This window comes from Microtetraspora fusca (genome assembly GCF_001570365.1).
Lineage (GTDB): Bacteria > Actinomycetota > Actinomycetes > Streptosporangiales > Streptosporangiaceae > Microtetraspora > Microtetraspora fusca.
In genome coordinates, this window is sequence record NZ_BBYK01000082.1 from 34496 (window position 1) to 53149 (window position 18654).

The window sequence follows — 18654 nt, forward strand, 5'->3', positions numbered from 1 at the left end:
GGGCCACCGCCAGACCGGCCGCCTCGGCCAGGCACCAGCGAAGGTGCCGGGACCGAGCGTCGACCAGCTCACCGGCCTCGGCCAGCCGCTCCGTCGCGTACTGGCGGATGGTCTCCAACGCCTGGTACTCCGTACCGCCCGGGGACGCCGTCACCACCAGCAGGCTCTGTTCGGCCAGCCGGGCCAGGCCGTCGGCGACCAGGCCTTCCTCGGATCCGGCCACCTCCGCCGCCGCGGCAGCGGTGAACGGCGCCACGAACACCGACACCCGGCGCAGCAGCGCCCGGTCGGCCGGCTCCAGCAGGGCGTGGCTCCAGTCCAGCGCCCCCCGCACGGAACGGTGCCGTTCATCCGCGCGGGAGCCGCCGGTGAGCATCCGCAGCGGATGGGACAGGGCGGCGGTGATGCCATCGAGCCCGAGCGTGGGATACCGGGCGGCGGCCAGCTCGATCGCCAGCGCCATTCCATCCAGCCGCGCGCAGATCGCGGCGATCTGGTCGCGCAGCGGAGGGTCCATCGGCCGGCCGACCGCCGCCGCCCGCTCCATGAACAACGCGACCGCGTCCGACTCACCGTCGACGGCCAGCGACAGCGGCGGGACCGGATACACCCGCTCGAACGGCACCATCAGCCGTGCCCGGCTGGTCGCCAGCACCGTCAGTCGAGGGCACGCCGCCAGCAGCCGCTCGAGAAGCAGCGCCACCCCGTCCACCACGTGCTCGCAGTTGTCCAGCACCAGCAATGCATGACGGTCGGCCAGCGCGGCGACCACGGACTCGGTCATGTCCCGGCCGGGCTGCTCACCCAGGCCGAGCGCCCCGGCGACCGCGGTCGCGATCATCCCCGGATCGGTGACCGGGACAAGGTCGGCGAACCACACCCCGTCGGCGTACTCACCGGCTGCTTGCGCGGCCACCGCCAACGCCAGCCGGGTCTTGCCCACGCCGCCGGGACCGACCGCGGTCACCTGGCGGTGCGCCCTGATCATCTCGGTCAGCTCGGCTCGCTCGCTCACCCGGCCGACGAACGAGGTCAGCAGGGCGGGCAGAACCGGCGCCGGACGAGACGGGCCGGCGCCGACCGGCTCGGGCGCGCGCTGGGCGAGCGCCCGCCGATCCGGCACCTCCAGCTTGCGCAGCAGCGAGGAGACATGACTCTCCACCGTACGCACCGAGATGCACAGTCGCGCCGCGATCTCAGCGTTGCTGAGGTGCGCGCCGATCAGCTCCAGCACCTCGGCCTCTCGAGGTGAAATATCCACCATCAATACCACTTGCCTAGTTTGCCGTATCCCGCTTCGTCCCCATCCGCAGTGGCCACCGTGCGCGATCCGTGCCGTCGATCCGTGCCGTCGATCCGTGGAAGGTTCCGTGGCCGCCACGGATGCGGAGCGGCCCGGCCGGACGAAAAGCTGTGACTACGCACAAGGCGGGTCGATACGGCCCACGAATACAGGAGCGATCATGACCGGCTCTTCCACTCAGGGAATCAAGACCGTGCTGCACCCCGTGTCCGACCTGGCGAAGGCCAAGGCGGTGTACGCGGCCCTGCTCGGTGTCGCGCCGCAGGCCGACTCGCCCTACTACGTCGGCTTCGAGTCCGAGGGTCAGCACATCGGGCTGGTGCCGGGCGGTGGACCGCAGGGCATGACGTCGCCGGTGGCCTACTGGCACGTATCGGACATCGAGGCGAAGCTGGCCGAGGTGACCGCCGCGGGGGCCACCGTGAAGGAGGCAGCGCACGATGTCGGTGGCGGTCGCCTGGTGGCCACCGTCATCGACCCCGACGGCAACGTCCTCGGGCTGATCCAGGACCGCTGAGCGGCGATCTCGACGGCATCGTCACGCAAGTACAGGCCGGTGGTGCCGCATCCGCCGCGCCGCCGCCAGGCTTGGCGCGAGAAGAACGAACCGCCCGACCGCCGGCCGACGCGCGATCAGGAGCCGCCGGTTGCTCTGACGCATCGGCCATAGGCGCCGACTGGTCGAGGCTCCACGGTCCGGTGACACCGGCCCGAACAGAGGACCTGAAGGTCCCTCCTCACGATTCCACCATCAAGATCCTCAAGGGAGTAATCTGCCATGAGCAGCACCGAAAGCACTTACCGCGGATTCACGGCCGAGGAGCGGGCCGCGATGAAGGAGCACGCCCAAGAGCAGAAGAAGGCGGCGCGCCGTAGCGCACGTGCGGACAAGGCGGCGCAGGAGCAGCAGGACGTACTCGCGAAGATCGCCGAGATGCAGGACTCGGACCGGCTCCTCGCCGAGCGCGTCCACGCCATCATCACCACCAGCGCCCCGGACCTCGCGCCGAAGCTCTGGTATGGCATGCCCGCCTACACGCTGAACGGCAAAATCGTCTGCCATTTCCAGGGCGCGGCGAAGTTCAAGACGCGCTACGCGACGCTCGGGTTCAGCGATCAGGCGAAGCTGGACGACGGCACGATGTGGGCGGCCGCTTTCGCCCTGACCGAGATGACGGCCGAGGTGGAGGCGCGGATCAGTGCGCTGGTGAAGCAGGCGGTGAGCTGAGGCGCGCCCAGGACCACAGCATGTTCTGTGGTCTGAAGTGTGAGCGCATGGCTGGTGAGCCAACGCCTGATGCTCTCCACGAGTGTGACGGCGCCACGGGCGAGCGCCCGTATGACTGGGCGCTCGCCACGGTGGCCTTCGAGGACGAGCCCGGCTACCGGCGTCGGCTGCTGGTCCGCGGCCACGCACGCTCCCAAAGCCCAAGGGGCCGGTTCGCCTCACACCAGCGGAAATCCCCCACCTGCTCAGCCACGCTCTTGCTGTACGCCGACGACGCCACCAAGAGCGCGCCCGAGCCGGCGTATGTCACTAACCCGCCTGGTGCACCTGATCTCGATGAAGGGCGGGGCGCAGCCGTCCGGCACGGTCGAGCCGCCGTATCGCGTACGCCGAGGCGAGCCCGGCGGCCAGCAGGAGCAACCACGGCAGCGCGGGGACGCCATGCGCGGCCCCCACATCGATGGCCCAGCCGCTGGCCAGGTTGCCGAGCAGGATGCCGACCCCTGAGAAGGCGTTGTAGAGCCCGTAGTAGGTGCCCGTCAGCTCCGTCCTCCCCAGGGTCGAGATCATCGCCATCTCGAACGGGAAGATCAGCATCCCCGCGGCGGTGAGCAGCATCGCGCTGACCACCGCGGGCGCCGCCCCCAGCCCGTACGGCAGGCGCTCGGGTTGGGCGGCGAACTGGCTCGCGAGCAGCACGGGCACGAAGGCGGCGCCCATGACCGCGAGCCCGCGCGCGATGGCCTGCTCCGGCCGCCACCGGCGCGAGGCGAAGGCGGTGAGACGGACCTGCCCGATCACCGCGAGCAGCGCGGTGAAGGTGTACATCACGGCGATCGCGGCCTGCCCCCCGCCCGCGCGGCCCAGCTCCAGTGGGAGCCCCAGATAAACCTGATACGAGAGCGCGTACGACACGAACATGGCCGCCGAGAAGGCCACGAACGGCCGGTTCGCGAGCACCTCCTTCCAGTCGGCGGGCACCGGGCGGCCCGTGCCCTGCGCCGTGCCCCGCCGCGAGGGCAGCCTGCGCGCCTGCAGCAGCGTCAGCACCGCGAAGACGACCGACGCCGCCAGGCAGGCGAGCCGGAAGTCGACCGCGACGAGCAGCACGCCGACCAGCGGCCCGGCCAGGATCCCCGCCTGGTAGAAGACGTTGAACAGGGCGAACGCCTCGACCTTCCGCTCCCCCGCCTCGACCGCGATGTAGGCGCGGACCGCCGGGTTGAACAGCGCCCCGGCGAGGCCGGTCAGCACCGAGGCGACCACGAGCGCGGGCACCGACGTCGAGACGCCGAACAGCGCGAACCCCACGGTGCGCAGCCCGCACCCCGCCATGATCAGCGGCTTGTAGCCGTACCGGTCGCACAGGGTGCCGCCGATCGGGAACATGCCCTGCTGGCTCAGGTTGCGCAGGCCGAGCAGCAGCCCGGTCAGCCAGACGGCCAGCCCGAGCCGTCCCGACAGGTGGTCGGCGAGGTACGGCACGAGCATGTAGAAGCCCAGGTTGATGCCGAACTGGTTGACCATGAGGAGCCGCACGGCCGGACCGAACGACGTGAACCGCGCTCTCATACGGCGGCTCCCAGCGGGTCGACCACCGTCGAGCAGCGGGTCCATCGGATGACTTCCCGCTCGGCCGGGTGGGAGATCACGTCCGGATCGTCGGCCGGGACGACGCCGAGCAGGCCGTTGGCCGCGCAGTACTCGTCGTCGAAGACCGTGTTCCAGTACCGCCAGGGGCCGTCCGGGAAGACCGCCACGATCGAGGTCCCCTTGGGCGAGGTCCTGGCCACCCAGTCGGCGACCAGCGCGACCGCGCCCGCGCTCCACCCGCCGGTGGCGTAGTGCGCGGCGGCGAGCGCCCGGCAGGTGTGCACCGCCTCCGCCGGGTTGACCCAGTGGACCTCGGAGAACGCCGCGTAGTCGACGTTCCGCGGGTGGATGCTGCTGCCGAGCCCGCGCATCAGCCGCGACCGGGCGGGCTGCCCGAAGATCGTCGAGCCGATCGTGTCCACCCCGACCAGCGAGACGTCGGGGAAGGTACGGCGCAGCGCCCGCAGGATCCCCGCGCTGTGCCCTCCCGTGCCCACCGAGCAGACGAGGACGTCGATCAGCGGGAGTTGCGCCACCAGTTCGGCGGCGAGCGTGGCGTAGGCCGCCACATTGTCCGGATTGTCGTACTGGTTCGGGCAGTAGGCGTCGGGCAGCTCGGCGAGCAGCCTCCGGACCCGCTCCTTGCGCGCCTCCTGCCAGCCGCCGGTCGGGTGCGGCTCGGTCACGATCTCCAGGCGGGCGCCGTACGCCCGGAGCAGCCGCGCCATGAGCGGCTCCAGGCCGGGATCGGCGACGAGCGTGACCGGGTGGCCGTGGACGATGCCGGCCAGCGCCAGGCCGAGCCCGAGCGTGCCGCTGGTCGACTCGACGATCGTGCCGCCGGGGACCAGCTCGCCGCGCCGCCGGGCGCAGCGCACCATGTTGAGCGCCGGGCGGTCCTTGATGCCGCCCGGGTTGAACCCTTCCAGCTTCGCCCAGAAGCCCCGCCCCGGAGCCGGGCCACGCGCGGGGATCCAGGTGACCGGCGTGTCGCCGACCCGGACGTGCGCGTGGACGTGTGACGGGACGTACGGCTGCCGCGTCGGCGCGAGGCCGTCGAACGCGGGCAGCGTGGAACCGACGAGAGAATTCACTCTTGACCAACCCACCAAAGGTCCGCGGCGCCCCCTCCCGGGGCGCCGGATGATGTCGTCTGCGCTTCCCCGCGCGAGGTTCCTCGCGCGGAACGGTGGGCCTATATGCGCAGCACGCAGAGCGCGAGCCGGTCGTCCCGGCACGGTACGCGGAGCGACGGCGGAGGCGCGGGCCGGGACGGAAGGCGCGGCGCGACCGGCAGGACGACCACGGCGGGCGCCGCGGTGTGGAGGGGGTCGTAGCCGTCCAGGGCGCGGGACCATAGCGCCGCACCCTCGTCGCAGCACTCGGAGTGGTGGGGCAGGTCACCGCAGGAGCCGCCGTCGGGACAGGGCGTCCCGGCGGCGACGTGGTGGTGATGGACGTGATGCCCCCGGTCGAGCGTGCAACAGGAGGCGGCGTACACCGAGAAGAGCCCCAGCGCCGCCACCACGACGACGAGCATCCGGCTCACCCGCGCCCAGGCGGGGCCGCGAGATGGCACGGCGGCGGCGTCCTGGGAAGTCCTGTCACACATCGCGGGAAGATGTGCCCAGGTCACAGCGCCTTCCATGCGGGCGACACACATGCGGGAGGCGCCGCGGCCCGACAATTTACCTCTCCATCGCCGTACGCCCGGGACGTCCCCGCGGGCTCCCCCGGGCGTTCAGGCGGGACGTCAGGCGGAGAACCGCCCGGCGACGTCGCGTACGGCGAGCGCGAGCAGATCGACGTCGTCGCGCGAGGTGAACAGCGCGGGGGTGACCCGGACGCAGTCGCCGCGCGCGGGCCCGCCGCGCCGGACGGTGAAGATGCGGTACCGGTCGAAGAGGTGGTCGCTGATCGCCACGTTGTCGGCCTCGGACACCCGCCCGCTGATCCGGAACGCCGTGATCGTCCCGTACATGGGCGGCTCCTCGGGCGTGAGGATCTCCACGTTCGGGATGTCCCGCACCTGGTGGACCCAGCGGTCGCGCAGGTAGCGCAGCCGCGCCTGCTTGACGGCGGCGCCGAGCGCGTCGTGGAAGTCCAGCGCGGTCGGGATCGACAGCACCGGGGCGACGTCCATGGTGCCGGAGTGGACGCGGGAGCGGATGTCGTCGGCCGGATACGTCTCGTCGTCGTAGGCGAGGTCGACGTCGTCCAACCGGCCGCGGCGGATGTAGAGGAACCCCGAGCCCAGCGGCACGCCCATCCACTTGTGCAGCGAGAACGCGGCGAAGTCGGCTCCGAGGTCGTCGATGGTGAAGTCGAGGTGCCCCCAGGAGTGGGCCGCGTCCACGATCACGTCCACGCCCCGCTCCCGGGCCATCGCGACGATCTCCCGCACCGGCAGGACGAGGCCGGTCCGGTTGTTCATGTGGCTGAGCAGCAGCAGCCTGACGTTCGGATGGTCGCGCAGCGCCTGCGCGTACGCGTCCAGGGTGGCCTGGCGGGTCGGCGGCTCCGGGACGACCATGCGCTCCACCCGGACGCCCCGCCGGTCCGCGAGCCAGTTCATCGCGTACTGCGCGCTGTGGTAGTCGAGGTCGGAGTACATGACCGAGTCGCCGGGGCGCAGCCGCCGGTAGCCCCCGATCAGGTTCTGCAGCGCCTCGGTGCCGCACCGGGTGAACGCGATCTCCTCCCTGGCCGCGCCGAGCGTCTGGGCGACGCGTCCCCTGATCTCGTCGGCCCGCGGCTTGTACTCGGTGCGCAGCAGGTAGGAGTTGCGCTCGTTCAGGTGGTCGACGTCGCGGTGGTACTCCCGGCGGACCGGCTCCGGCATGATCCCGTAGTAGCCGTTCTCCAGGTTGACGAAGTCGGAGCTGACCCGGAACTGACGCGCCACGTTCCGCCAGAAGCCCTCGTCCTCCGCCAGGCGCTCGGGCGGGACGCCGGCCGGCGCGGCGACGAGGTCCGGGGACGCCCGCGCGGCGGCCGGAGGCGGCACAGGTGGCGGCGCGAACGTCCTCGTGAGGGACTGCGGCTGGGTGAGGGGCACGGCCAGCGCGCCGAGCCCGGCCACCATCTGTCGCCTGGACATGACCATCGGATTCCTCCCCCGCACGGCGGCTGCGTCGGAACGCAGAGATCGCGTCCCAGTCTGCGGGGGACGCGTGCCGGCGATCGGCATCCCCGCCGGGGCAGGCGTGGCGTGCCCGTCACTGCGCCCGTCAGAGGGGCCCGGCGAAGACCACGATCTCGTCGATGTCCCCGGCGGGGGTGACGTGGACGACGTCCGTGCCGGACAGGAGGACCCGGCCCTCGGCGTCCTCGTAGCACCAGCCGAACCGGGCCCACTCGCCCGGCGCGTCCACGCGCGTGGTCCGCACCATGCGGCAGGGCCCCGACGGGTGCCTGCGCACCACCTCGGTGATGAAGTCCGTCACGGCGTCGCGGCCGACCCCGCGGCCGAGCGGCCCCAGAAGACGACGTCGGGGGCGAGCGCGCGGCTCAGCAGCGTGGCCCGCTGGTCGGGATCGGCGGTCTCGGTCGCGGCGATGAAGGCGTCGATGGCCTGGGTGTGAAGTGTCTCGTCCGTCACCCCGCGATCGTAGGTCAACCGCGCGGCCGGACGGCGTGCGCCGTCACGCGCCGGGCGGCAGCGTCCGGAGGCCGTCGGGCACGCCGCCCTCGATCAGGCGGGCCAGCGCGTCGGTGTCCATGTGCCGCTCGACGAGGTCGCCGAGGGCGTCCAGCCGGGCCTCGCGGAGCGCGGAGAACGAGGTGTCCGGCGCGGGCGTGAAGTCCCGCCCCGCGACGGCCGCGACGTCGGCGAGGAAGGCCCGGCGGAACGCGTCGTTCTCCAGCGCGCCGTGCCAGGTCGTCCCCCACACCGGGCCGAGGCGGCAGCCGTCGAGGAACGGCTCGGCCCGCCGCTCCCCGTTCCCGGCGGACGCGGCCGAGGGCGGGTCCACCGTCACCGTGCCGTGGTGGATCTCGTACGCGGAGACGCGGCAGCCGTACGCCTCGCCCACCGGCCGGGACAGGGTCTTCTCGGGCGCGAACTCGACCGACGCGGGCAGCAGGCCGAGGCCCTCCACCAGCCCGGCGGCGGACTCGACGTCGTCCCTGATCGTCCGGGTCAGCATCTGGTAGCCGCCGCAGACTCCGAGGACCGGCCGCCCCTTGGCCGCCCGCTCCCGTACGGCGTCCGCCAGTCCGGTCGAGCGCAGCCAGGCGAGGTCGGAGACGGTGGCGCGGGAGCCGGGCAGGACGACCAGGTCGGCGTCGTCCAGCTCGGCGGCCGAGGTCACGAAGCGGACGACCACCCCGGGCTCACCGGCCAGCGCGTCCACGTCGGTGAAGTTGGAGATCCGGGGCAGCCGGACGACGGCCACCCGCAGCGTTCCCCGTCCGAACGCCGTCGCGACCGTCGGCGGCCGGTTGTCCAGGGCGAGCGAGTCCTCGACGTCCATCCACAGGCCGTTCAGCCACGGGAGCACGCCGTAGACCTCGCGACCGGTCAGGTCGCGGAGCATGTCGAGCCCCGGCTCCAGCAGCTCGCGGGCTCCCCTGAACTTGTTGACGACGAACCCGGCGACGAGCGCCTGGTCGGCGGCGTCGAGCAGGGCGAGCGTGCCGTACATGGCGGCGAAGACGCCGCCCCTGTCGATGTCGCCGACGACGACGACCGGCAGCCGGGCCGCCTGGGCCAGGCCCATGTTGGCGATGTCACCCCGGCGCAGGTTGATCTCGGCCGGGCTGCCCGCGCCCTCGCAGACCACCACGTCATATTCGGAGCGCAGCCGGTCGAGCGACTCGACGGCGATCGCGCGCAGCCGGTCCTTGAGCGCGCCGTACTCCATCGCGTCCACGTCGGCCATGGGACGGCCGAGCACGACCACCTGGCTGCGCCGGTCGCTGCCAGGTTTGAGGAGGATCGGGTTCATGTCGGCGGTCGGCTCCAGGCCGCACGCGGCAGCCTGGACCGCCTGCGCGCGGCCGATCTCGGCGCCGTCGCCGGTGACGAACGAGTTGAGCGACATGTTCTGCGCTTTGAAGGGCGCGACCCGGACGCCCCGCCTGGCCAGCCACCGGCAGATTCCGGCGGTGACGACGCTCTTCCCGGCGTCCGAGGTGGTGCCCGCGACCAGCAGCGCGCCCTTCAACCCGTCCTCCTCGCGATCGGAAGTGCTCACGTTATCGCCCGGGCCCGCGTCCCCGGCGGGGCGGGCCGTGGGTGGATCGCGCCTCCACCCGGCCGGTGTGACGGTCAGCGCCAGGTGGCGTTCTTCAGGACGGTGGCCAGGCCCGGCGTGTTCCACTGGTCGACGATCAGGATCCGCTCCTTCGCCAGATACCACTCGCGCTGGCTGAACGTTGACTTCTGCTCTCCGTTGTCGTAGCGGACGCACCGGCCCGGCCACACCCGGTAGTGGGCCTTGTGCCCCACGCCGACGGCGCGGTAGCCGACCGCGACCGCCTTGCCGAGGACCTGGCCGAGCGAGGGGTCGGTGGCGCACGGCGGGACGTCCACCGCCGGATAGAACGGCCCCTGGTTCGGGTTGTACGGCTGGAAGCCCTCGCCTCCGGTCTTGAGCGCCTGCCCACCCAACAGCCAGAAGCTCCGGCACCCGGGCTCGAAGTAGTGGCTCCTGGGCCGCGCGCAGGCGCCGGTCACCACGCGGATCTGGTCGCCGCCGCCGCCGTACACGCGCCAGGTGCTCGGCAGGGTCAGGGTCAGGCCGCCGCGCACGCTCAACGGGGTGGTGGCGGCGGTCGAGGAGGAAAAAACGGCAGCGGACGTGGGAGCCGGGGCCGCCAGCAGAGCGACCCCGGCCACCACGGCCGATGTGATCATTTTGCGTATCATGGCGGTGATCGTATCGATCTTGGCGGACCACGAACGCACGCCAGAAGCCGCACCCTTCACTGTCAGGTTGGCCCCGACCTGTCCTGTTTCGGGAGGAACCCGCGCGGTCAGCCTGCGGTGGCGCCCTCGGCCCCGTCCTCACCCCCGCCCTCGGCCCCGTCCTCGGCCCCGTCCTCGCCCCCGACCGCGTTGCCGGCCGCGCGCGCCGGCCGGTAGGTGAGGACGACGACACCCGAGTCGAATGTCGTCGCGTCCAGGAGCTCCAGCGTCGCCTCGGTGTCCTCACGGAAGAGGCGCTGCCCGCCGCCCCGGATGACGGGATAGATCCAGATCCGGTACTCATCGAGGAGACCGTGCTCCATGAGCGCGTCGGTGAGCCTCCCACAGCCCCAGATCAGGATGTTCTCTCCGGGCTGCTCTCTCAGCTTGGTCACCTCGGCCATCAGGTCGTCCCCGTGGATGATGGCCGAGTTGTTCCACTCGGCCTTCTCCAGCGTGGAGGAGACCACGTACTTCGCCATGGAGTTCACCCGGTCGGCGTAGGGATTGCCGCCCATGGCGGGCCACGCCTGCGCCATGCCGTCGTAGGTCTCCCGGCCGAGCAGCAGAGCGTCGCTGCCGAGCACGAGGTCCAGGGCGTACGCCATGCTCTGCTCGTTCGTGTACTGCATGGACCACAGATGCGGGTTGTCGATGAAGCCGTCGAACGTGCTGTAGGTCGAGGCAATGATCTTTCGCATGACGTTCTCCCTGTCGTGAATCGCGGATGCGATCGGCGCGAGGTGTACGGGCGCCTTCTTGGCGCGCGGTCCACCGCGCTGCGGGGATCACTGTGGCGGAGGCGGTTTACGGCTTCTTTCGCACCGGTTTACGGAGATCCGCCGGTGCGTCGCCAGCGCCCGTTATCGTGACGCGCATGCGTTTCGGGGTCTTGGGTCCACTGGCGGTCTGGGGTGCCGACGGTGAGCCGGTCGCCGTCCCCGGGATCAAGGTCCGCGCCTTGCTGGCCGACCTGCTGGCGCACGAAGGCCGCCCGGTGCCGGCCGACCGGCTGATCGACGGCCTGTGGGGCGACGAGCCGCCCGGCAACCCGTTCGCCGCGCTGTCGGCCAAGGTGTCGCAGCTCCGCCGGGTGCTTGAGAACGCCGCCCCGGGCGGCCGGGAACTGCTCCCGCTCCATCCGGCGGGCTACCTGCTGAAGGTCGAGACCGACGCTGACACGTTCCGGTCCCTGCTCGCCGAGGCCGAACGGGCGAGCGACCCGCGGACCAGGGCGACGCTGCTGTCCGACGCACTCGCGCTGTGGCGCGGCCCGGCGTTCGCGGACGTCGCGGACGAGCCGTTCGTCCAGGCCGCCGCCGCCCACCTGACCGAGCGCCGCCTGACCGCCCAGGAGGACCTCGCGGAGACACGGCTGGCGCTGGGCGAGCACGCCCGGCTGGTCGGCGAGCTGGGGCGCCTCGTCGCCGAGCATCCGCTGCGCGAGAGGCTGCGGGCCGCCCACATGCGCGCCCTCTACCGCTCCGGACGGCAGAGCGAGGCGCTCGACAGCTACGAGACGCTCCGCGCGGTGCTGGCGGACGAGCTGGGGCTGGAGCCCGGCGCGGACCTGGTCGCGTTGCAGCGGGCGATCCTGGCCAGGGATCCGGCGCTGGCCCCGGCCGCCGCGCCGTACTCCCCCACGGCCCGTCCGTCCACGAACCTGCCCGCGCCACTCGCCGACCTGATCGGCAGGGACGACGCGCTCGCCGAGGTCCGCGCGCGGCTGGCGGCGGACCGGCTGGTGACGCTGACCGGTCCCGGCGGAGTGGGCAAGACCCGGATGGCGCTGGAGGCCGCCAAGGGCCTGGTCGAGGACGGCACCGGCACGTCTCCCGGCCCGGACCTGTTCCCGGACGGCGTGTGGTGGGTCGAGCTGGCCGCGCTGGACCGGCCCGCCGAGCCCGACGCGCCGTCCCGCCTGGTCGAGACGATCACGGGAGTGCTTGGCGTCCGGGACGGCACGCCGCCCGCCCAGCCGGTGCCCGCCGTGGAACGGCTCGCCGACGCGCTCCGCGCCCGGCGGCTGCTGCTCGTGCTGGACAACTGCGAGCACGTCGTCGCGCCGGTCTCCGAACTGGTGGAACGGCTGCTGCGAGCGGCTCCGGGACTGCGGATCCTGGCGACCAGCCAGGAGCCGCTCGGGCTCGCCGGCGAGGTGGTCTGGAGCGTCCCGCCGCTCGAGGTGCCCGCCCACGCCGCCGACGTCGCGGCGCTGGAGCGGACCGCCTCCGTGCGGCTGTTCGTGGCCCGCGCGTCGGCCTCCGCGCGCGGATTCGCTCTGCACGTGGACAACGCGACCGCGGTCGCGACGTTGTGCCGCCGGCTGGACGGCGTCCCGCTGGCCCTCGAACTGGCCGCGACGCGGGTCCGGGCCCTCGGCGTGCACGGCCTGGTGGAACGCCTGGACGACCGTTTCCGCCTGCTGGCCGTCGGGCACCGGGGCGCCCCGCCACGCCAGCGGACCCTGGCCGCGATGATCGGGTGGAGCTGGGACCTGCTGACCGAGGCGGAGCGCGTCGTGCTGCGCCGGCTGGCCGTACACGCGGACGGATGCACACTGGAGGCCGCCGAAGCGGTCTGCGCCGAGGACGGTCTCGACGTGCTCGACCTGCTGGCACGCCTGGTGGATCGCTCGCTGGTGATGATGACGGACGGGCCGGACGGCCCCCGCTACCGGCTGCTGGAGTCCGTGGCCGCGTACTGCGTCGAGCGGCTGCGGGAGGCGCGAGAGCTCGACCGGATCCGGCTGCGGCACCGCCACTTCCACGTGGCCTTCGCCGAGCGGGCCGCGCCGCGCCTGCGCGGCCCGGACCAGCGGCGCCGGCTGCGGTGCCTGGACGCCGAGGCGGCCAACCTGCGGGCCGCGCTGAACGCCGCCGTCAGGGACGGGAGCGCGACCGACGCGCTTCGCCTCGTCAACGCGATGGCCTGGTACTGGTTCCTGCGCGGGCGGCTGGCCGAGGCTCGGCGGTCCCTGGCGGCGGCACTGGACGTCGCCGTCACGGAGCCGGCGGAATCCGCAGAAGGACAGGCGGTCCGCGCCTTGCGGGCCGAGGCACTGACCTGGGCCGCGGGCCTCGGGCTGCTCCAGGGCGACATCGCCGACCGGGAGGACCGCCGCCGGGAGGCGCTCCGGCAGTACGAGGAGGCGGACGATCCCGGAGGGCTGGCCAGAGCCCGGTGGTTCCTCGCCTACACCGCGATCGACCTGGGCGATCTCGCCGTCGCCGGAGACCTGCTCGACCTGGCGCTGCCCGCGTTCCGGTCGGGCGGCGACCTGTGGGGGACGGCCGCGGCCCTCGCCACCCGGGCCAAGCTCGCGCACGTACGGGGCGACCTGGACGCGCTGCGCCGCGACGGCGAGCGAAGCCTGGCGCTGTTCGACGAGATCGGCGACCGCTGGGGTCGGCTTGAGGCCACCGGCTGGCTCGGCGCGCTGGCCGAGATGACCGGCGACCTCGATGAGGCCGCGCGGCTCCACCGGGACGGCCTTCGCCTCGCCGAGGAACTGGAGCTGTGGCCGGACGTCGGCGGACGGCACGCCTGGCTCGGCTGGATCGCGTTGCGGCGCGGCGACTTCGCGGAGGCGGGCGAGCACTGCGCGCGGGCCTTGCGGCTGGCCGTGGAGCAGCGCCACCAGGCCGGTGAGATCTTCGCGAAGATGGGGCTGGCGTTCGCCGCCCGCCAGGAGGGCCGGCTCGACCTCGCCGAGACCCACCTGCGCGACGTGCAGGAACGCGCTCCGCGCCGGGACTCCGGAGAGGCCGCGCCGCCGTACCTGCCCCTGGTGCTGATCGAGCTGGGCTTCGTCGCCGAGCTGCGCGGGGACGCGACGAACGCCTATGAGCTGCATCTGGAGGCGTTCCACCTCGCGGCGGGCTTCGACACCTCCCGGAACATGACCATCGTCCTCGACGGTCTGGCCGGGGCACTGTCCCTCGCCGGACACCACGAGCGCGCCGCCCGGCTCCTGGGCGCGGCGGCCGCGTCGCGGGCCTCGGGCGCCCCCTCTCCCGCCCCCGCCGAGCGTGCGGACATCGACCGCGTCACCGCCCGGGTGCGTACGGCGCTGGGCGAGGAGCGCTTCGCCACCGAGGCCGCCCACGGCGGTGCGCTCTCCCCCGCCGATCTGCGCTCCCTGCTGGCCGTGCCGTACGCCTGAGGAACCCCGCCAAACCTGCCGAACCTTGCCGTCGGCGCAGGGCCACGTCGCCGCTCGTGAGCGCGGCCGAGTGTGTTCGACGCGTCGCGATCACCTACGCCTGTCGTCGCGTGGCGTGGCCGTGCCTGAGATGGCGCGGGCCGCTCATTTCGATTCGCGGGAACACAGGGGCCTGAGCGGGCAGCGGTCCACCGAGCCGTGGCCGACGGGGGTACGCGCGGTCCAGCCTTCCGGTGGTCGCGGCCCGTGCGCGAAGGGCTGGGGCTTCACTGAGGCCGGTGGAAAAACGGTGAGGGCGGGGAAGGCATCGCCTTCCCCGCCCTCACGTCGCTCTCCGAGTCTGGACGGTCACTGGTCGCCCGGTACCACCGTCACCGGATTGTCCCGGCCGGCACGGTCGCCGTGCTCGCCGCCGATGACGCCGTTGCCACCGCCACCGCCACCGACGAAGCGGGCCTTGTTGATCGGCTCGAAGGGGGTCGCCGTGACGCCACGCAACGCGCTCATCATGGTGTCCTTCCAGATCGGGCCGGGAATCGTGGCTCCGAAAACCGATCCGTAGTACGTGCCACCGATGGTGACGCCGTTCAGCTTGTGCGCCGTCGAGCCGCGCGGGTCGCCGATGCTCACCGCGCCGGCGAGGTCCGGCGTGAACCCGGCGAACCACGCGGTGGCCTGGTCGTCGGTGGTGCCGGTCTTGCCGGCGGCGGGGCGCCCGATGCCGCCCACACCGCGCATGGTGCCCTTGGTGAACACCCCCGACAGGACGTCCGCCGTCGCGTCGGCGACCTCCGGGTCCAGCGCCTGGCGGCACTGGGGCTGGTAGTTGGTCACCTTGCCGTTCCGGTCGGTGATCTGGCTGATCGCCATGGGGGCGCAGTACTTCCCGCGCGCCCCGATCGCGGCGTACGCGTTGGCGACGGTCACCGGGTCCATCTCGTTGATGCCGAGGGTGAAGGTCTCGTACTCCTGCAGCGGGTTGCCGTCGGAGCGCTTGATGCCCAGCGACTTGGCGGTCTGCACGGTGTCGCACAGGCCGACGCGCTGCTCCAGCGTCATGAAGAAGGTGTTGACCGACCCCCAGGTGCCCGTCTGGAGGGTCTTGAAGCCGCCGCCGCCCTCGTCGTTCGTGACGGTGTGCGTCGGATCGCCGATGTTCTCGCCCTTGCAGTTCTTGAAGGTGGAGTACCCGGGCGCGCGGTATCCGGAGCCGACGTTGAACCCGTCGGTGATCTTCATCCCCTTCTTGAGCCCGGTGATCAGGGTGAAGGTCTTGAAGGTGGAGCCCGCCTGGAAGCCGATGCCGCCGCCGTGCGCGGCGTCGGCCACGACGTTGTACGACATCTCGTGCCTGCGCTCGTTGTTGCCGTACTTGCGGCTCGCCGCCATCGCCTTGATCATGCCGGTGCCGGGCTGGATCAGCGCCTCGGACGCGACGGCGTTGTCCGACGCGTACACGCGCTTCCTGATCGCCCGCTCGGCCGCGGCCTGCATCTTGGGGTCGATCGTCGTCTTGATGGTCAGGCCGCCTCGGTTGAGGAACCGGGTGCGGGCCTTCTCCGTCTTGCCGAAGCGCGGATTGTTGAGGATCTCGTTCCGGACGTACATGCAGAAGTACGGATAGGGGCTCGCGCCGCATCCGCCGGGCAGGGGCGTCCCCTTGTAGCCCAGCTTCTTGGCCTTGGCCGCCTTGGCCTCCTCCGGCGTGATCTTCTTCAGCTCGGCCATCCGGTCGAGCACCACGTTGCGCCGCTGAAGGAGCAGCTGCTGGGCCTTGCGGCCCGCCTCCGGGTCGGTGCTGTTCGGCATCTGCACCGCCCCCGCCAGGGTCGCCGCCTGGGCGAGGCTCAGCTCGGACGCGTTGACCCCGAAGAACCGCTTGGCCGCGGCCTGAACGCCGTTGGCCCCCGCGCCGAAGTAGGCGATGTTGAGGTACTTCTCCAGGATCTGGTCCTTGGAGTACTTCTGCTCGACCGCCATGGCGTAGCGCAGCTCGTTCAGCTTGCGGGCGTAGCTCGGGGCCAGCGCCTTGTTCTTGTCCTCCTTGGTGACCGCCGTGTTGAGGAGGACCTGCTTGACGTACTGCTGCGTGATGCTGGAACCGCCCTGGCTCACGCCGCCGGAGGAGATGTTCTTCGCCAGGGCTCGCGCGGTGCCTTCGAGGTCGATGGGGCCGTGCTCGTAGAACCGGTAGTCCTCGATGGCGACGATCGCCGTCTTCATCACGTCAGCCACCTTGGTGAGCGGGATGACCTCGCGATACTCCTCGTAGAACTGGGCGATCTGATTGCCCCTGGCGTCGAGGACGGTGGTCTTCTCGGCCAGCGGGGGCTCCTTCAGATCCTCCGCCTTGAGGTTGAGCCCGTCGGACGCGGTGAGGATCGCCGCGCCCGTGCCACCGACGGCCGGGAACGCGAGAGCGGCGGTCAGCAGCCCCGCGACCGCACCCGCTCCCAGGAGGCCTACGACGCTCATTCCCGCCGACGCGCGGGCCTTGTTCTCGTCCCTGCGGCGTCCGTCCGCCACGTGGGCCTGACCGGGCTCATCGAAGATGTTCACCGGCCCGCCCCGAGACTCGCGGCGGTCGTACACATGATTCTCCCCCTATCAGCATTAGGACGAAGCCCTAAACCTATAGGCGAGATGGAATCAATGTGCAACTTCGCCGAGATTGTGCGGTGCAGCGATGGTATCGCCGGACTTGTCGTCTCCATCGGCAGCGCAGCCGTCCGCCCGCCCCTCAGCCTTCACCGATCGGGAAGTGCCGCCAGGGGGTATCTCGACGGGAAACGGCAGCCTCGAAGCAATGGCCGTCAGCGAATAACCCCGAGGAGCGGCTCAACAAGGAGATCCGCCGCCGCACCGACGTCGTCGGCATCTTCCCCGACCGGGCCGCCATCATCCGCCTCGTCGGCGCCGTGCTGGCCGAACAGACCGACGAATGGACCGAAGCCCGCCGCTACATGGGCCTGGATGTCCTGGCCAAAGCCAGGCTACGAGTGATCCCTGGTGACACGCCGGGCCAGGAACAGCTCCCGGAAACCCTCACCGCTTAACCTGCAGAAACGGATCACGTGGTGGCAGCTCGTACACCACCTCCGTGTACGTGACCCCCCTGCCGATGAACGGACGCGCCGTCACCCTCGGCGCAAGGAATGCGAAGGCGCGAGGAACCCCGAAGGCGCGAGGTGCCAGACCAGAGTCGGCGAGGCTCGGCGATCGTCCCTGCGGCCACCACGTGGGCCTGACCGGGCTCACCGAACACTGTCACGCTGATCGACCCGCGGGAGGTCGTCACCTCGGCCAATCAGTAGGCGGCCTCCGAGTGCGGTGTGGGGCCCAGGCACCTCCACCGCCAGAGGTCTTCCTGCTGATCAGACGGAACTGTCGACAACCCCAGCGTTCAGCACCTCTGGCCGATTACCGGGCGGGCCACCCTTGAGCACCTCCAGACAAGCTCATGGCCACATACGGCACGAATTTCACATAATCGACTACTTAGAGTGAACACGGAATGCACGACCGGCACATTCGCACCCGTCAAGCTGTCGGAGTCCACGAAGAGAAGCATCCGGCGCCCCTCTCGGATGGCGTGCCGCTGCCACACCCCATTCGGCCTGCGTCGCTGTCACGACGACGCCGTCAGCACCACTGCGACCGAGACATGCGCCGACTGTGGCCAGCCCCGCATGGAGTCGGCAGCGATGACACAGACGCCAGAGACGCCGACCTAGGCGCAACCTCTCCGCTCACGAATGCCGACTAAACGGAATGCCGTGCGCGATGCTCACAAATAGTACAAGAGTGACTACTTAGAGTTGAATATCGAACGTGTGAACGATATTCTCGCAGAGGGTCGACGATCAGAGTGGGAGCGGGGGTGTGAAGAGATGATGCTTTCGGGTGGCGTGCTGCTGTCGCACCGACCGGAGGACGCGCCTCCGCCCCGCTCATCGGCCGCGCCTTCCACGTCTTCGCGATGGCGGCGCGGGTCAAGGCGGCACACGCCGTTCATCGGATCCGAGCGCTTCGCCGGCGACTCCTATGGCGCGGTTCTCCTCGACCGCGCCCGCAGTGCCGGTGGCGGAGGAGCTCCCGATCCCGTACTGAATGACACGACGCGCTCTGCCGGGCGAGGTAGGCGACGCGGCGAGCCGGACGAGACGATGTCCTGGGCGCGGCGGCTGCTCGGCCTCCCTGACGTGGCAGAAGACCAGAAGCCTGACGGCGGTGGCCGGCTTTCGGGTCCTTTGCGATCGCCGATCGCGCCCGCTCCCGCAGCACCCACCCGTGAGAAGACGGCCGAGCCAGGAGAAGAGGTTGACGGCGGGGCCGAGCCGCAGCGCCTCGGGATCGACGATGGCGCTCTTTTCGGTCAGGACGAGCTACCGCGGTTCGGGAACGACCGTGTCGGCCTGTCGGTCTGGGATGGGATCTGGCAGGGCCGCCGTCCT

15 protein-coding genes and 1 pseudogene are annotated in these 18654 nt (G+C 71.5%); 5 read left to right on the forward strand and 11 right to left on the reverse strand.

What is annotated here, in order from left to right:
* On the reverse strand, positions 1 to 1264 hold a 1264-nt coding region (locus AWQ68_RS45475), incomplete at its 3' end, for an ATP-binding protein (protein WP_245656498.1).
* 199 nt (positions 1265 to 1463) lie between these two features.
* Between AWQ68_RS45475 and AWQ68_RS37335 the strand changes: the two genes are divergently transcribed.
* Both AWQ68_RS37335 and AWQ68_RS37340 read left to right on the forward strand, forming a co-directional pair.
* Positions 1464 to 1820, forward strand: a complete 357-nt coding sequence (locus AWQ68_RS37335; protein WP_066950549.1) for a VOC family protein — start codon at positions 1464 to 1466, stop codon at positions 1818 to 1820.
* Positions 1821 to 2081: 261 nt separating this feature from the next.
* Positions 2082 to 2531, forward strand: a complete 450-nt coding sequence (locus tag AWQ68_RS37340) for an iron chaperone (protein WP_066950551.1) — start codon at positions 2082 to 2084, stop codon at positions 2529 to 2531.
* 309 nt (positions 2532 to 2840) lie between these two features.
* On the opposite strand, the gene AWQ68_RS37345 is transcribed toward AWQ68_RS37340, so the two are convergent.
* The 9 genes from AWQ68_RS37345 to AWQ68_RS37380 all read right to left on the reverse strand — a co-directional run bounded on the left by AWQ68_RS37345 (position 2841) and on the right by AWQ68_RS37380 (position 10736).
* Positions 2841 to 4103 carry an MDR family MFS transporter gene (locus AWQ68_RS37345; protein ID WP_066950554.1) on the reverse strand — a complete coding sequence of 421 codons (1263 nt, stop codon included), beginning with the start codon at positions 4101 to 4103 and terminating at the stop codon, positions 2841 to 2843.
* Positions 4100 to 5218 carry a PLP-dependent cysteine synthase family protein gene (locus AWQ68_RS37350; protein ID WP_245656491.1) on the reverse strand — a complete coding sequence of 373 codons (1119 nt, stop codon included), beginning with the start codon at positions 5216 to 5218 and terminating at the stop codon, positions 4100 to 4102. Before AWQ68_RS37350 ends, AWQ68_RS37345 begins: the two co-directional genes overlap by 4 nt.
* A 101-nt stretch (positions 5219 to 5319) precedes the next feature.
* A complete protein-coding gene (locus AWQ68_RS45480) occupies positions 5320 to 5736 on the reverse strand; it encodes a hypothetical protein (protein WP_245656493.1) in 417 nt (138 codons plus the stop codon).
* Positions 5737 to 5877: 141 nt separating this feature from the next.
* Entirely contained in the window at positions 5878 to 7224 is a 1347-nt protein-coding gene (locus AWQ68_RS37360; protein ID WP_245656495.1) for an aminotransferase class V-fold PLP-dependent enzyme, read from the reverse strand.
* A gap of 130 nt (positions 7225 to 7354) precedes the next feature.
* A complete protein-coding gene (locus tag AWQ68_RS41730) occupies positions 7355 to 7570 on the reverse strand; it encodes a hypothetical protein (RefSeq protein ID WP_084464839.1) in 216 nt (71 codons plus the stop codon).
* Complete coding sequence (locus AWQ68_RS43190; protein WP_157546369.1) at positions 7567 to 7725, reverse strand: hypothetical protein; 159 nt, start codon at positions 7723 to 7725, stop codon at positions 7567 to 7569. Before AWQ68_RS43190 ends, AWQ68_RS41730 begins: the two co-directional genes overlap by 4 nt.
* 43 nt (positions 7726 to 7768) lie before the next feature.
* The gene (locus tag AWQ68_RS37370) at positions 7769 to 9292 is read right to left on the reverse strand and encodes a cobyric acid synthase (protein WP_066950564.1); all 1524 of its coding nucleotides are present in this window, start codon (positions 9290 to 9292) and stop codon (positions 7769 to 7771) included.
* A 104-nt stretch (positions 9293 to 9396) separates the two neighbouring features.
* A complete protein-coding gene (locus AWQ68_RS37375; protein WP_157546372.1) occupies positions 9397 to 9984 on the reverse strand; it encodes a hypothetical protein in 588 nt (195 codons plus the stop codon).
* A 119-nt stretch (positions 9985 to 10103) separates the two neighbouring features.
* Positions 10104 to 10736: a dihydrofolate reductase family protein gene (locus tag AWQ68_RS37380; RefSeq protein ID WP_066950569.1), complete on the reverse strand. Its 633-nt coding sequence runs from the start codon at positions 10734 to 10736 to the stop codon at positions 10104 to 10106.
* Positions 10737 to 10912: 176 nt separating this feature from the next.
* Between AWQ68_RS37380 and AWQ68_RS37385 the strand changes: the two genes are divergently transcribed.
* Entirely contained in the window at positions 10913 to 14200 is a 3288-nt protein-coding gene (locus tag AWQ68_RS37385; protein ID WP_066950590.1) for an AfsR/SARP family transcriptional regulator, read from the forward strand.
* 348 nt (positions 14201 to 14548) lie between these two features.
* Here the strand turns inward: AWQ68_RS37385 and AWQ68_RS37390 are convergent, their stop codons facing one another.
* Positions 14549 to 16759 carry a transglycosylase domain-containing protein gene (locus AWQ68_RS37390; protein WP_306306864.1) on the reverse strand — a complete coding sequence of 737 codons (2211 nt, stop codon included), beginning with the start codon at positions 16757 to 16759 and terminating at the stop codon, positions 14549 to 14551.
* Positions 16760 to 17013: 254 nt separating this feature from the next.
* On the opposite strand from AWQ68_RS37390, the pseudogene AWQ68_RS41735 reads away from it, so the two are divergent.
* Positions 17014 to 17256: pseudogene (locus tag AWQ68_RS41735) on the forward strand (transposase); the annotation flags it as partial.
* Positions 17257 to 18366: 1110 nt separating this feature from the next.
* A partial coding sequence (locus AWQ68_RS44515) for a hypothetical protein (RefSeq protein WP_218007214.1) occupies positions 18367 to 18654 on the forward strand: 288 nt, incomplete at its 3' end.

Coding starts and splice junctions, on each gene's coding strand:
- AWQ68_RS37335 (WP_066950549.1), top strand. CDS start 1,464: ATGACCGGCTCTTCCACTCAGGGAATCAAGACCGTGCTGCACCCCGTG.
- AWQ68_RS37340 (WP_066950551.1), top strand. CDS start 2,082: ATGAGCAGCACCGAAAGCACTTACCGCGGATTCACGGCCGAGGAGCGG.
- AWQ68_RS37345 (WP_066950554.1), bottom strand. CDS start 4,103: ATGAGAGCGCGGTTCACGTCGTTCGGTCCGGCCGTGCGGCTCCTCATG.
- AWQ68_RS45480 (WP_245656493.1), bottom strand. CDS start 5,736: ATGTGTGACAGGACTTCCCAGGACGCCGCCGCCGTGCCATCTCGCGGC.
- AWQ68_RS37360 (WP_245656495.1), bottom strand. CDS start 7,224: ATGTCCAGGCGACAGATGGTGGCCGGGCTCGGCGCGCTGGCCGTGCCC.
- AWQ68_RS37375 (WP_157546372.1), bottom strand. CDS start 9,984: ATGATCACATCGGCCGTGGTGGCCGGGGTCGCTCTGCTGGCGGCCCCG.
- AWQ68_RS37380 (WP_066950569.1), bottom strand. CDS start 10,736: ATGCGAAAGATCATTGCCTCGACCTACAGCACGTTCGACGGCTTCATC.
- AWQ68_RS37385 (WP_066950590.1), top strand. CDS start 10,913: ATGCGTTTCGGGGTCTTGGGTCCACTGGCGGTCTGGGGTGCCGACGGT.